Source organism: Vibrio nigripulchritudo (assembly GCF_027924785.1).
GTDB lineage: Bacteria > Pseudomonadota > Gammaproteobacteria > Enterobacterales > Vibrionaceae > Vibrio > Vibrio nigripulchritudo.
Genome location: NZ_AP027049.1, coordinates 4,005,999 through 4,020,340, shown reverse-complemented (window position 1 = coordinate 4,020,340; position 14,342 = coordinate 4,005,999). Strand labels below are relative to the sequence as shown.

Sequence of the window (14,342 nt, the reverse complement as noted above, 5' to 3'; positions counted from 1 at the left end):
GTTGCCCTCACTCTTATAATCATTCTTTGGAAAAGGTTGGTAATTCTAGCGCTCTGTTGCTCAGATCGCTAGTAAATGATCGCAGATCCAGTGAATAAGATCTAAGTTATTCACAATTTTTTGTCCCTAATTCGAGTGATCCGCACACTTTTCCCCAATATTACCCACATGATCACCCACAAAATGGCGATCAATAGCGGTTTATCCCCAAGATCAAATGTTAACAGGTCGTTTATTTTAAGAAACTTGGTTATGTGTAATAACAACTTGTTATTTTCACTAGTAACAGAACTAACAGTAATATTCCCCTCCATAATAATGAGGAGAAATCGAATGAAATACTGGATTAAGTCCACACTTGCTGCACTAGCCCTAACCGCCTCTTTCGCACAGACCGTTCAAGCCGCGACTGAAGTTAAAGTCGGAATGTCTGGACGCTACTTCCCATTCACGTTTGTTGAAAAAGACGTACTTCAGGGTTTTGAAGTGGATCTATGGGATGAAATCGGCAAGCGTAACGACTACAAAGTAGAATACGTAACTGCAAACTTTTCTGGTTTGTTTGGTTTGCTTGAGACTGGTCGCATCGACACCATCTCTAACCAGATCACCATGACAGACGCACGTAAAGCAAAATACCTGTTTGCTGACCCATATGTGGTAGACGGAGCGCAAATCACCGTACGTAAAGGCAACAAAGACATCAAAGGTGTTGAAGACCTGGCAGGCAAAACAGTTGCTGTGAACCTGGGTTCGAACTTTGAGCAATTGCTACGCGACTACGACAAAGACAACAAAATCAACATCAAGACTTACGACACTGGCATCGAACACGATGTGGCACTGGGTCGTGCGGACGCCTTCATCATGGACCGTCTTTCTGCACTTGAGTTGATCAAGAAGACGGGTCTTCCACTAGAGCTGGCAGGTCAGCCATTTGAAACCATTCAAAACGCATGGCCGTTCGTTGATAACGAAGCAGGTCGTAAGCTTCAGGCAGAAGTGAATGCTGCACTGAAATCCATGCGTGAAGATGGCACACTAAAAGAAATCTCTGTGAAGTGGTTCGGCGACGACATCACTAAATAATCAGGATTTTTCAAACCAAGGATAAAGGTGGATATGGATTCCACCTTTTCTCGTCTCTGCAATACCCGAATTTTTGAAGTACAGGTAATCGTATGGGTTTTGACTTTAATTACATGATGGAACTGATGCCGATACTGCTGAAGTATCTGGGAACCACCATGTCTATGGCCACTTGGGGGTTGCTATTCTCCCTGATTCTGGCAGTAATTCTGGCCAATATTCGCGTATTCCGCGTGCCTGTGCTGGATCAGCTTAGCCAGCTTTACATCAGCTTTTTCCGTGGCACGCCGCTACTGGTGCAACTGTTCCTGCTTTATTACGGCTTACCTCAGGTGTTCCCGTTTTTGGTTGGCATCGACGCCTTCAGCGCCGCTGTTATCGGTTTAACCTTACACTTTGCTGCTTACATGGCAGAGAGTATCCGTGCCGCCATTATTGGTATTGATCGCAGCCAGATGGAAGCCAGCCTATCTGTGGGCATGACGACCACTCAGGCAATGCGCCGTATTATTCTGCCGCAGGCAACCCGTGTGGCACTGCCTTCTTTGATGAACTATTTCATCGACATGATTAAGTCAACGTCCCTTGCATTTACTCTGGGCGTGGCAGAAATCATGGCGAAAGCGCAAATGGAAGCATCATCCAGCTTCCGTTTCTTCGAAGCATTCTTAGCCGTTGCTCTGATTTACTGGGGTGTGGTGGTGATTCTTACCCGAGTTCAGATTTGGGCGGAGTTCAAGCTCAATAAGGCGTACGCACGATGATCAAACTGAATAACATTCACAAGTACTTTGGTGACACTGAGGTTCTAAAGGGCATCGATATCGACATCCAACAAGGTGAGATCATCGTTATCATTGGATCGAGCGGTACGGGGAAATCCACACTACTACGCTGTGTGAATTTTCTGGAAGAAGCCAACAAAGGCACCATCAGCATTGACGATATCACCGTCGATAGCGAGAAGCACACCAAAGCGGAAGTATTGGCACTGCGCCGCAAAACAGGGTTTGTATTCCAGAACTACGCTCTATTTGCACACATGACCGCACGCCAGAACATTGCAGAAGGTTTGATTACCGTTCGCGGCTGGAAGAAAGAACAGGCGCTGGAGCGCGCTCAGTCGATTCTGGATGACATAGGGCTGGGTGACAAAGGGGACAGCTACCCTGCCGCGCTTTCTGGTGGACAACAACAGCGTGTGGGCATTGGACGTGCGATGGCACTTCAGCCTGAACTGCTATTGTTCGATGAACCAACGTCTGCGCTGGATCCTGAATGGGTGGGCGAAGTACTGAACTTAATGAAGTCGCTGGCGGCGCAAAAACAGACCATGCTGGTGGTGACACATGAAATGCAATTTGCCAAAGAAGTCGCGGACCGCGTGATCTTCATGGCAGACGGCAACATTGTAGAACAAGGTTCTCCACAGGATATCTTTGGTAATCCACAGGATCCAAGACTACAAAAGTTTCTCAGCCAGGTGGGGATCGATTAAGGATCCTTGAGATTTAACTGACAATCCGTATAATTCGTCGACCGGAATTTTCGTTAGACCAATCATTGACTCTTATAGAACCAGTGATTACAATTCCGCCTCTTTGTTGAGAGGCGTCGGATTTTGCTCAGGTCACTTAATTAAGAAACTTGAGGAAAGTTAAGTCCCACGCCGGGTTTAACATAAACCTAAAAACTACTGATCAGTAAAGGTAATACAAATGTCTAAACGCACTTTTCAACCTTCAGTTCTGAAGCGTAAGCGTACTCACGGTTTCCGTGCTCGCATGGCGACTAAGAACGGTCGTAAAGTAATTAATGCACGTCGTGCTAAAGGCCGTGCGCGCCTTTCAAAATAATACTCGGTTATTTTGAGCAAGTACGCGTTTCATCGGGAGTTACGCTTGTTAACTCCCGAGCATTATCAACATGTCTTCCAGCAAGCTCACCGAGCTGGCTCACCACATTTCACCATCATTGCCCGAAAGAATTCTCTTTCACATCCTCGCTTAGGCTTAGCTGTCCCTAAAAAGCAGATTAAAACTGCCGTCGGTCGTAACCGTTTCAAACGTCTGGCTAGAGAAAGTTTCCGCCTGTCACAGCATCAGCTTCCCAACAAAGATTTTGTCGTGATTGCGAAGAAAAGCGCCCAAGATTTAAGCAATGAAGAAATGTTTAAACTACTCGACAAGTTATGGCATCGCCTTTCTCGCCCCTCTCGTGGTTAGCCATTGGTCTGATAAAAATCTACCAATGGGTAATTAGTCCGTTAATCGGACCACGGTGTCGTTTTACACCAACCTGTTCTCAATACGCGATTGAAGCGTTGAAAGCTCACGGTTTTGTAAAAGGGTGTTGGTTATCAGGCAAACGTCTATTAAAATGCCATCCTTTGAGCGATGGGGGATATGACCCCGTTCCACCACACCAAAAACAAGACAGAGATAAATAACGATGGATTCTCAACGTAATATCCTTCTGCTCGCTTTGGCACTGGTTTCTTTCCTGCTGTACCAACAGTGGCAAGTTGAAAAGAATCCAGCGCCTCAACAAAGTGCTGAGCAGGTACAAACTAACGGTACGCTTCCTGCCCCTGACTTTGCAGACCCACTAGCAGATCCGGTTCCTCAATCTGCTACGCCTTCAGCGCAAATCGTGACAGTTAAAACAGACGTTCTGACTCTGTCTATCGACACGTTCGGTGGTGACGTGATTGAAGCTGATCTCAATCAGTACGCGAAAGAATTCGATTCAGCAGACCCATTTGAGCTGTTGAAAAACTCTCAAGGACACACTTTCATCGCGCAAAGTGGTCTTGTTGGTCCTCAGGGTGTCGACCTAAGCAGTTCCAGCCGCCCTGTTTACCAAGTGGCATCAGACAGCTTTGAGCTGGCCGATGGTGAAGATGAATTAAGCATTCCAATGACGTTTGAAGCAAACGGCTTGCAGTACGTGAAAACATTTGTGCTTAAGCGCGGTCATTACGACGTTAAAGTGAAATACGACGTAGTGAACAACTCCGGTACTAACGCGACATTCGCGATGTATGCGCATCTTCGTCAAGACCTAATGGACGATGGTGGCAGCATTACCATGCCGACTTACCGTGGTGGTGCTTACTCAACGCAAGACGTGAACTACAAAAAATACAGCTTCGAAGACATGCAAGACCGCAGCCTAGCCATTGAGCTGACAACCGGTCAAGGTTGGGCAGCGATGATCCAGCACTACTTCGCAGCGGCTTGGATCCCAGAGCAACAGCCTGGTACTCGACTGTATACTCGCGTGATCGGCAACAAAGGCGATATCGGTGTTCGTATTCCTGATATCACGATTGCAAACGGCGCGACAGGCTCAGTTGAATCAACACTTTGGGTTGGTCCTAAACTGCAAGACGACATGGCAGCAGTTGCACCGCACCTAGATTTGGTAGTGGACTACGGCTGGCTATGGTTTATCGCGAAGCCACTTCACTGGTTGCTGTCTGCTATTCAGGGCGTGGTTGTGAACTGGGGTCTGGCGATCATTGTTCTGACGTTCATCGTTCGTGGTGCGATGTACCCACTGACGAAAGCACAGTACACTTCTATGGCTAAAATGCGTATGTTGCAGCCAAAACTGCAAGCGATGCGTGAGCGTATTGGCGACGACCGCCAGCGCATGAGCCAGGAGATGATGGAACTGTACAAGAAAGAGAAAGTAAACCCGCTGGGCGGCTGTCTACCTATCCTTCTTCAGATGCCTATCTTCATCGCACTTTACTGGGCGCTAATGGAATCGGTTGAGCTTCGTCACTCTCCATTCTTTGGTTGGATCACTGACCTGTCAGCACAGGACCCATACTACATCCTGCCAGTACTGATGGGTGCAAGTATGTTCATGATCCAGAAGATGAGCCCATCGACCATCACGGACCCAATGCAGCAGAAAATCATGAACCTGATGCCTATCATGTTCACTTTCTTCTTCCTGTGGTTCCCATCTGGTCTGGTTCTATACTGGCTAGTTTCCAACGTAGTGACAGTGATTCAACAATCTCTGATTTACCGCGCTTTGGAAAAGAAAGGCTTACACTCTAAGTAAGCAATCGAAATGAAAGAAAGGCGACCTTTTGGTCGCCTTTTTTAATTTCTGTTATTACAATTGCGCACAAAGTTTTCACTCAGTAAATGGGGCTTAGCCCTTTTCAGGATTCGTCATGACAACCGACACCATCGTCGCTCAAGCTACCGCCCCCGGACGAGGCGGAGTAGGTATTATTCGAGTTTCCGGTCCTCTGGCTTCGAAAGTCGCAGAAGAGGTGACGGGTAAGTCGCTAAAACCGCGCTACGCTGAGTACCTGCCATTTACGGACCAAAATGGTCTGGAGCTGGATCAGGGAATCGCACTCTACTTCCCTAACCCACATTCATTTACGGGTGAAGACGTACTGGAGCTGCAAGGGCATGGTGGTCCGGTGGTGATGGACATGCTGATTAAGCGAATCCTTACCATTTCAGGTGTACGACCTGCTCGCCCGGGCGAATTCTCTGAACGTGCGTTTTTGAACGACAAAATGGACTTAACGCAGGCCGAAGCCATTGCCGATTTGATTGATGCCAGCTCAGAAGAAGCGGCGAAGTCTGCCCTTCAGTCTTTGCAAGGTCAGTTCTCTAAGCGGATCAACACGCTGGTGGAATCATTGATTCACCTAAGAATCTATGTCGAAGCCGCTATCGATTTTCCCGAAGAAGAAATCGACTTTCTGGCAGACGGCAAAGTCGCTGCCGATTTGCAAACCATCATTGATAACCTGGCCGCAGTGCGTCAGGAAGCCAACCAGGGCGCGATCATGCGCGAAGGCATGAAAGTAGTGATTGCCGGTCGCCCTAATGCGGGGAAATCTAGCCTGCTGAATGCCCTGTCAGGCAAAGAGAGCGCCATTGTGACAGACATTGCGGGTACCACCCGTGATGTACTTCGTGAACACATTCATATCGATGGCATGCCACTGCACATCATAGATACAGCCGGTTTGCGCGATGCTTCAGATGAAGTAGAAAAAATTGGCATTGAGCGCGCGTGGGAAGAGATAGAGCAAGCTGACCGCGTATTGTTTATGGTGGATGGCACCACGACCGAAGCAACGGATCCACGTGATATCTGGCCGGACTTTGTTGATCGCTTACCAAACAACATCGGTATGACGGTGATCCGCAACAAAGCGGATCAAACCGGAGAAGATCTGGGTATCTGTCATGTGAACACGCCAACACTGATCCGCCTTTCAGCGAAAACTGGTGAAGGTATTGATGCCCTGCGTAATCACTTAAAAGAGATCATGGGTTTCTCAGGAAATCCGGAAGGGGGCTTTATGGCACGCCGCCGTCACCTGGATGCACTGGAACGCGCAGCCGAACACCTCGATATTGGTCAACAACAGTTGGAAGGTTATATGGCTGGCGAAATCCTTGCTGAAGAGCTGCGTATTACCCAACAGCATCTCAATGAAATTACTGGTGAGTTCAGCTCAGATGACTTACTGGGGCGCATTTTCTCCTCTTTCTGCATCGGGAAGTAAAGTGGGCAAATAACGGAAAACAACAGCAAGCAACAACTGGTAAGCTACTGATTTTAATTAATCATCATTTGCTGTTGGTTTCCATCTGCTGCCGTTATTTGCCAGAGCTAGTCCCCATTTGGACCCCATGACATGCTACAGCGCCGATTGGGGGCCAAATGGAGTCCAAAATGAAAATTTCTATTCAAAAACGTACACTTAGAACAGATGGTACACGATCACTACGTTTAGTTTACGATCATGGCTACACCACAAACACACAAGGTGGACGCCAAAACAAACGCAAGCGCAGCTACGAAACCTTAGATGTATACGTTCACGACAAACCTAAAACCCCCACCCAGCGCCAACACAACAAAGAACATATGCTTCTCGCCGAAACTATCAAAAGTAAACGACTGATTGAGTGGCAATTTCAAAAACACGGTTTTGAAGATCGAAGCAAACGGACAGCCAGTTTCATTGACTACTTTCAACGACAAGTTGATATCAAAGAACAGACCACCTCAAGTTCCAACCATTCGATCTGGATCTCCGCTCGCAAACACCTGCTTCTGTATTGCGGCAAGCACGACCTCAGCTTTGATGAACTGGATAAAGACTGGCTGGACGGGTTTAAGCATTACCTGACCAATGAGGCGAAGACCAAAAGTGATGAACCTCTGTCTCGCAACACACAAAGCTCCTACTTCAATAAAGTTCGAGCGGCGATCAACGAAGCACATATAGAAGGTATTATTCGCGATAACCCGCTTGCACAAGTAACCAGCATCAAAGCAAAGACGACTCAGCGTGTTTATCTGACATTAGATGAGGTTAACTCTCTAGCTCAAACGGAATATCGCTACCCAATTCTCAAGCGTGCATTTCTTTTCTCCTGCTCAACAAGTATGCGTTGGTGCGACATTCAAAAGCTCACCTGGTCAGAAATAGAGACGTTTCAAGAGCACAAACGAATTATCTTCGACCAGAGCAAGCTCTCTCACGGCGATGCTAAGAGCCTTCAGTATTTAGATATACGCAAAGTCAGCTGAAACTCTTCTGGGTAGCCCTAAAGCTTCTCACGAGCGCGTATTCAAGGGATTAAAGTACTCTTCGTACATGAACGTTGAATTACTTAGGTGGAGCCTGGCTGCTGGGATCAGTAAACACGTTACATTCCACAGTGGCCGCCATACCTTTGCCGTGATCCAATTGAGCAGAGGTGTAGATATTTACTCGGTTTCACGGCTGCTCGGTCATAGCGAACTCAAGACAACCGAGATCTACGCTGACATCATTGAACAACGCAGGATGGAAGTCATGCTGACATTCCCTGATATTTTTGCTTCTGGAAAGGATTCAGCGGCCTAAGGTCGCTGCTATGAAAGTATTACTTACGAGAAGTGGTGGCGACATAGTTTGCTGCCCTTTTTTCGATCTCATAATGAGATGAAACACGCTGCTGCTCTACCCAGCTCATGATGGCTTGGCGCTCAAATCGAAGATGCTTACCAAGCTTGAAAAATGGTATTTCCGCTGAGCTAGTCAGCTTGTACAACTGATTTGTAGACGAACCGAGTAGTACTGCACATTCATCAACGGTTAGAATGTCCTTTCCAAGGAGCTCCACCTTTTGTTGCTGCAAACGCTGCTCCAGAACAGCGCGCTCAACACGATCTATTTTGGCTAGAATGGATTGAAGAAGAACTTGCTCGTTAGTTGTCATCGTATCACCTCCTCGCCCATTGGAATGTCTCTGGGAAGAGTGGGAAAACTGGGAAGAACTCTATTCATCGATACCCATCTCCTTCAATTCGGAGAGGATCTTTTCCGACCAGAAAGCGAAAAAACGATGATCAAATTCACTACCGTTTTTCTTCTCGATAATCCGAAGTGTTCCTCTACGATCTTCATTGGTTTCAAACCACCTTTTGTGAATCAAGGGGCTCAATTGACTCTTGTATTGACGCCGCAGTCGTAGCTGCTTAACAAACTCTTGTTTGTGGATAAGCCATACCACCAGAAAAGTAGTAAGACTCATCTGACCGTCCGAAACTTTTCTCCGGAGTGACGAACACCTTGTCATGCCAACCTGTTCTTGTGACACAAAAGGTCGTTTCTGCCGCTTTGAGCTCTTCCCGCAAATAGCGCTGGACCATATTCCATGCAGTTTGCTCAGGCTCCGGCCAAAAACCGGTATCGAACAATTCATCTCTTAACTGATAGTTGGTCCCTCCCATGATCTTTCTGGCAGGTACTATCATTCGGATCGTCTGCCTGTCCATATTGATAATTTCAATGCAAGCACTGAACCCTGACTTCCGATCTGGTGAACGCGTTCTAGCAAGAACCTAGACCGAAGAGCTCAACGAACGCCAACCTCGCTCACGGCAGAAATACTGTAGTTGATCATGGTGATGACGAAACTTCATATGACCTCCCTATCACAGGCTCAAAAGCCACTTCTGCACGTCTTCAAGGCGAAATCTCACACTTCGAGCACTAGGCGATAAATTCACTGGATAAGGAAAAGAACCATTTTTCACATAACGGCGAATGGTTGCCTGAGACAGCTGAGTTAACTGACAAACTTCTTGATAGCTTAATAGCTGATTTGATTGTTTTTGTGCGGTCATAACTACTCCTGATAGCTAATGAATAATCAAGAAGTAGTTTGCAGGGTGAGCAACGCAAAGGCGCGCGGTGCTCAGGCCCATTTTGGGCAGTTTCACCTGAAAAGAAGCCTGTCGAATTCATGGTTTAGAATTACAGAAGCAGATAATGATGCGATAATGTGATTAGGCGTTACTTCAGCGTTATTCATCAAGCCACAAAGCGCTATGCGTTAAGTAACCTGCTAATGCGTTAAGCTGTTCACCATGGTTAACGCATAGTGATTAGAGACTCACTTTCACATGTGAAAGTAGCAAAATATGAAGCTTTGAACGGATAGAACAACCATGTGTACCGCTTTTGTCTGGTACACCTAAAACGGTACAGTTAAACTGACCAATCAATGTAAAATATTGTTATAAAATAACTTTTAATCACAAGCACGTTACCGAACTGTACCGATTTAACGAAAACGGTACACCTCCTTTGCAAACACTCTAGTAAGCTTAAGTAGATCTATAACCTCAAAGCTTCTTGCGCTGCTTTTTCTGCCTGATAGTTACCTGCGTCCAATAAGGTTTCGTACAAGGTTATTGCTCCTTCTTTTATAGCTCCCGCTCCTCTCTGTAAAGTAACTGCGAGCTGAACCAACTCTTTGCTGTGTTCAAAATGTTGGCGCTCTGGATTTGCTTTCTGCTGCGATATTACTAAGTTCTTAGCAAGATCAAGTATTGAGAGCTGAAGTTTAGGAGAAAAGTTAATTTTGACCAAGTTGCTAATCAAACTGCGCCTGTTTAACTCAGATACAGCCTCAGGATGACTAGCAAGCCAATCTACCACCTCATAAGTCAGTTCATCATTTGGTATCTGCTTGCCATATGGAAACAAACTGTTTAAAGCGGTGACTAGCTCCTTTGTGTCACCCTGAAGGCACGCCATAAGCATTTTGTGGGAATCGCCTCGAACTTTTCCCACTTCATGCCAACCAAAGCATGCTGCATGGATAATACCACGCATGAAATGAGGTTCTTTTAGACCGAAATGCTGGTTCCAAATCTGATGCAGCTCATTATTCTCGTTACCAATGATCAATTGCCCTGTAATAAACTCTCCAGCAACTTGGATCAAGGCTGATGATTTCGAAGATAGCCAGTATCTAACAATTTTTAGCAGTATTTCAGGCAGTAATACATCCGCTAATTCCCAGATTGTCATAGCTGTTGTTGGTAACGAAAATACATGGGCATGTTCATCAACTAGTCGATGAACCAACTTATTACACTTATCTTGACTAGCCCAACGTAAATGGTGAAATTGAAACAGCAGTAAACATTTCCAAGTTTCAGAGTCTTGTGATGTATTCAAAAACTGCAATAAAACATCAGCCCAAGCATCGCAGTTCGGGGGCTGGCGATAAAGCAAACCATGGTGTATGGCAGACATGATGGTGTAATTTCCAGCAGGAACTTCACGAAAGCCATTATCATGACCAAAAAGCAGTGCCTGTCCTGGTTCAGCATCCGTACGATCACCCTCAAATTCGGACCCTGTATCTAAGTTTGAATTTAAGTACCCCAAAAGTATTTGAATATACTGATCATCTAGTCCATTTTCTCGTCCTGCTATTTCCTGGAGTGCTCTAGCAACTCCGGTTATCCACTCTTTCGAGTTAAATCCACGCAGATTGAGTTGGATGATAAGATTCACTACTTCTTTTGGATCTACAACTTCTGACTTAGCTAAATTCTCAATTGCCTCTGAGGCCGCATATTCGTGTAAACCCTTACGGAACTCATCCGTAATAAGCTCTATTGCCTGCTCAGGGTTGTTGGCAGCATACGAACCGAAAGCTCTAGATAACTCAATTACTCCACCAGAAAGCCAACGCCGTCCTATACCATGAGACTCATGCTGATCAGTTATCTCATTGAGCAAATTTAATATATCTTCTTTACGGGCTTTCCCCATCTGTTCTGCGGACATTGGTGACCTAACGACAGAAGCCATGCCAACTCCTCTAGAACGCTCACCAATAGCAGGTTCTCGTCTTATATATCTTTCTGATACCTGTCTATTTCTTCTCGGAGACAAAGCTTTTGATGGCAACCTCGAAAGTAATGCCAGTCGGTAATCCTCGCTGTAATGCATGCACCTTAACTTCCTATCAGCAGGATAATCGGCACTTGGCTGATGCGAACTGAACTGCTCAATAGCATCTCTAATGCCAGCAACTTGCTTATCATTCCAAAATGAGACCGCTTCTTCTATAAGTTCCAGGGTAACACTGCCATTAAATGTATAACCGACATTATCTTCATCTTTGAAGTAACCAGAACCTAACTGCAAGCGACAACGGTCACCAAGCAGATAGTCATATATGTCCTGCGCATAATGTTTGCCATTAGACAATAGAGCTGATGCAACAATGACCTGTACATCATCAATATCAACGGCCATGTATGGCCTGATTAACTGAAGCAACTCGTTTGGAGTATTTTTGGCTGAAACAGCTATCGCAAGACGAAGACCACCTAAAAGGTAGCTATTATCAGACTGTTCATTCCACTCAATGACAGACCTGATTGTACGACGGTAAGTGTAACCAAGTTTTGCGCTGCTATTTTCTTTTTCTATTAGCTGTACTACCCATGGCAATATCGCTTCGATACATTCCAGAGAATACTTTCTAGCAAGTTTCTCGAAGCCGTAGATATGTTGTTCTAATGCTGTTTTGTCATCGACCGAGCTCAACCAAGCAACAAGAATAGTCAACGCTGGCTTGCCGTGACCTTTTTTACATAAATCAGATAGATATCTTTCTACATAGGAGGAATCAACATTATTTCTGGATATTAACTGCTCAACAAGCCGCAAAGCGGCCTCTGAGTTTGCCGAGGATCGCCATAATACATTGAGGACCATCTCATCATAAGTTGGCTCAAACCAAAGCCTGTTAAGTAGTGATATGACATGCTCTTCATCGTGTTTAGACTCAGCGATCAACCATTCCACCACGTGACTACTATATTCAGCTTCTTCCATTATCTCTGGTATGCTAGCTATCAAATGATCTCGCCAATTGCTCCAGTTTGCCGCTACTTTAGATATTGCTCTTTTAGCTAAAACTACGTCATCATTAATCAATCGAAGAACTCGTTCAGCGTCGGATGCACTTGGGGTTGGTGAAATTGCCAGGATATCTACTAGCAGGTGAAGGATATGACGTCGTGATCGACCACCGAAGATTAATGAGTCAAGAGTGGACTGATACCCCATAGGATCTCTTTCCCTCAAAGATTCAAGTCCTCGCAAAATCGTGCTTCTAGAAAAAAGACCATCTTGTTTTTGGTAGACGAAACTACACAAATCATCTGAATTACTAAAACTCTGAGCCTGAAAATCATCAAGCCAGGCTTGGTGGCTAAAGCCTATATTCTTATCATACCGCACCAAAATACCAGCCGCCTCAAGCGCTGCAATAACGTGGCCGCTCTCAAACTGGTAAGCATCAACAGGACGCCTGAGTACTTCGTTACTCACCATATCCTGAGCCAGACGCTTTAAAAAAAGCATCTGTTCAGCTCGACTTGCTCTGTCTGTCAGTTTCTTATCCAGCCATCGCTGTAACAAGTTCTTTGACGTAACTTGGCCAGGCTGTTCCCCAGCCTTAATAAGGCTTACATACAGATTTAAAGCGAAAGGAACTTGAATTGCTGGATACATAGATGGCGGGATCGATGATATTTCTATCCCCAAGTCAGTTAAAAGTGCTTCAACAGCTGCCTTTTCAGGCAATGGCAGTTCAATATGCTTTGCTTCCAACTGAGTAAAACGAGTATCAAAACTAGCCTCAAAGGGGCGAGAAGTCACGATGATATGAACTGGCTTTTTGCCACTTAACTTAATGCTCTCAAACCGACTTTTTAGAGAAACAACCAGGTCTACAAGCACTCTAAAACGGTTTGAGCTTTGATCCATGACCTCACTAACTGCATCCATTTGATCAATTAGCAATACCACTGGTTTGGTTTGTGAAGCCCCAAGCAAAGTATTGGTAAGATTTCCACTTAGTTTGAGACTTTCTGCCAGCTCAGTTAGATCGTTAACCTTGGCATCTAACTCATCCGCTTTAATTGCCAGAACAGAAAAATCGTCGTCAGGTAAGCGTTCATAAAGAGCAGATAGTAGTGACGATTTCCCACTGCCTGATACGCCAGTCAGAATATGACAACTACTCTCATTTGAATGAACCAGCTGAAGCAAATCTTGTAGCTCAGGTCGTTCTATAAATCGGTTTTCAATAGTCTTTTGCCAACAGGCAAGCTGTCGGCTAGCTTGAGCCAAGTCGTTTGGCACAGCGGTAGTATTACCAGAAAACGGAGCTCTGGACAGTTGCAGTGAATGAACCGGAATCCTAAAGTGCCGCTCTCTTACATCTGTATGGATACTAAGAGCTCTATCCAGTTCATGAGGCCTTAACAACCTATAGTTCAATGCTTGAAATCGCTCTCGTAGAGTTAACATTACACAGCTTAGATCAACCATCTTTAGAGAAGCATACTTAGCAATAACAGCTTTGGCTGTTGTTTCGATTTCTTCAGGGTTATCTCTGAGCCATGAACTTGGCGTGTTGAAAAATTCATCAACCTCACCCGTTGGGTCACTACTAAGAGCTAAGTAATAAGTGAAACAGTCGGGTTTTGGTAACAATTTCCTATTCAGGTCTGCGTAAAGAAGAAACTTAACGATCTCTTTTATTGTTTCTTTTAGGGTAATCTTCTCGCTATAGCGTTTGCACTGTACTAAGCCGACCGGGATTTCGCGCGAGGTCATCCATACATCGCGCCCCTGATCTGCACCTGTGAGCATCAGTCGCGTATAGTCATGCCCAAGATCTGTTTCAAAACCGCTTCGAAAAAGATCCCAAAGTAAGCATTCGAACTGCGCTGGGTCTAAATTTTGATAAGGCAGAGATTGAGCTCCAACTTCGATAACACTAGTCTGTTGTTGCCTAGCTATTTCCTGCTCAATATCCGATGGCTCAATAAACTCCTGACTAACCATTGTTGACATATTAATAACTTCCTACGCATCACTTACC

11 protein-coding genes and 2 pseudogenes are annotated in these 14,342 nt (G+C 45.4%); 9 read left to right on the top strand and 4 right to left on the bottom strand.

Features of this window, described 5'->3' with window-relative positions; translation table 11 throughout:
* Positions 1–333: 333 nt before the first annotated feature.
* From QMG91_RS18360 to QMG91_RS18320, 9 genes and pseudogenes are all read left to right on the top strand, one after another.
* Entirely contained in the window at positions 334–1,089 is a 756-nt protein-coding gene (locus tag QMG91_RS18360) for an amino acid ABC transporter substrate-binding protein (RefSeq protein ID WP_004400206.1), read from the top strand.
* A gap of 92 nt (positions 1,090–1,181) precedes the next feature.
* The gene (locus QMG91_RS18355; RefSeq protein ID WP_004400207.1) at positions 1,182–1,853 is read left to right on the top strand and encodes an amino acid ABC transporter permease; all 672 of its coding nucleotides are present in this window, start codon (positions 1,182–1,184) and stop codon (positions 1,851–1,853) included.
* On the top strand, positions 1,850–2,587 hold the full coding sequence (locus QMG91_RS18350) for an amino acid ABC transporter ATP-binding protein (protein ID WP_004400208.1): 738 nt from the start codon (positions 1,850–1,852) through the stop codon (positions 2,585–2,587). Before QMG91_RS18355 ends, QMG91_RS18350 begins: the two co-directional genes overlap by 4 nt.
* 220 nt (positions 2,588–2,807) lie before the next feature.
* The gene (rpmH, locus tag QMG91_RS18345; protein ID WP_004400210.1) at positions 2,808–2,945 is read left to right on the top strand and encodes a 50S ribosomal protein L34; all 138 of its coding nucleotides are present in this window, start codon (positions 2,808–2,810) and stop codon (positions 2,943–2,945) included.
* Between the two features lie 45 nt (positions 2,946–2,990).
* Entirely contained in the window at positions 2,991–3,314 is a 324-nt protein-coding gene (gene rnpA, locus QMG91_RS18340) for a ribonuclease P protein component (RefSeq protein ID WP_022591081.1), read from the top strand.
* Positions 3,281–3,538, top strand: coding sequence for a membrane protein insertion efficiency factor YidD (gene yidD / locus QMG91_RS18335; RefSeq protein ID WP_004400212.1), 258 nt, complete (start codon positions 3,281–3,283; stop codon positions 3,536–3,538). The genes rnpA and yidD overlap by 34 nt, the downstream gene beginning before the upstream one ends.
* A gap of 2 nt (positions 3,539–3,540) precedes the next feature.
* Positions 3,541–5,169 (top strand): membrane protein insertase YidC, encoded by a 1,629-nt coding sequence (yidC, locus tag QMG91_RS18330; protein WP_200766408.1) that lies wholly within the window; start codon positions 3,541–3,543, stop codon positions 5,167–5,169.
* 115 nt (positions 5,170–5,284) lie between these two features.
* A complete protein-coding gene (gene mnmE, locus QMG91_RS18325) occupies positions 5,285–6,646 on the top strand; it encodes a tRNA uridine-5-carboxymethylaminomethyl(34) synthesis GTPase MnmE (protein ID WP_281828096.1) in 1,362 nt (453 codons plus the stop codon).
* 170 nt (positions 6,647–6,816) lie between these two features.
* Positions 6,817–7,999 (top strand): annotated as a pseudogene (locus QMG91_RS18320) (site-specific integrase).
* Between the two features lie 19 nt (positions 8,000–8,018).
* Here the strand turns inward: QMG91_RS18320 and QMG91_RS18315 are convergent.
* The 4 genes and pseudogenes from QMG91_RS18315 to QMG91_RS18300 form a co-directional block, all read right to left on the bottom strand.
* Complete coding sequence (locus QMG91_RS18315) at positions 8,019–8,354, bottom strand: helix-turn-helix domain-containing protein (protein WP_281828095.1); 336 nt, start codon at positions 8,352–8,354, stop codon at positions 8,019–8,021.
* Between the two features lie 283 nt (positions 8,355–8,637).
* Positions 8,638–9,060, bottom strand: a pseudogene (locus QMG91_RS28955) (DUF927 domain-containing protein); the annotation flags it as partial.
* Positions 9,061–9,072: 12 nt separating this feature from the next.
* Complete coding sequence (locus tag QMG91_RS18305) at positions 9,073–9,264, bottom strand: helix-turn-helix transcriptional regulator (protein WP_281828093.1); 192 nt, start codon at positions 9,262–9,264, stop codon at positions 9,073–9,075.
* A 493-nt stretch (positions 9,265–9,757) separates the two neighbouring features.
* Entirely contained in the window at positions 9,758–14,314 is a 4,557-nt protein-coding gene (locus tag QMG91_RS18300; protein WP_281828092.1) for an nSTAND1 domain-containing NTPase, read from the bottom strand.
* Positions 14,315–14,342: the final 28 nt, after the last annotated feature.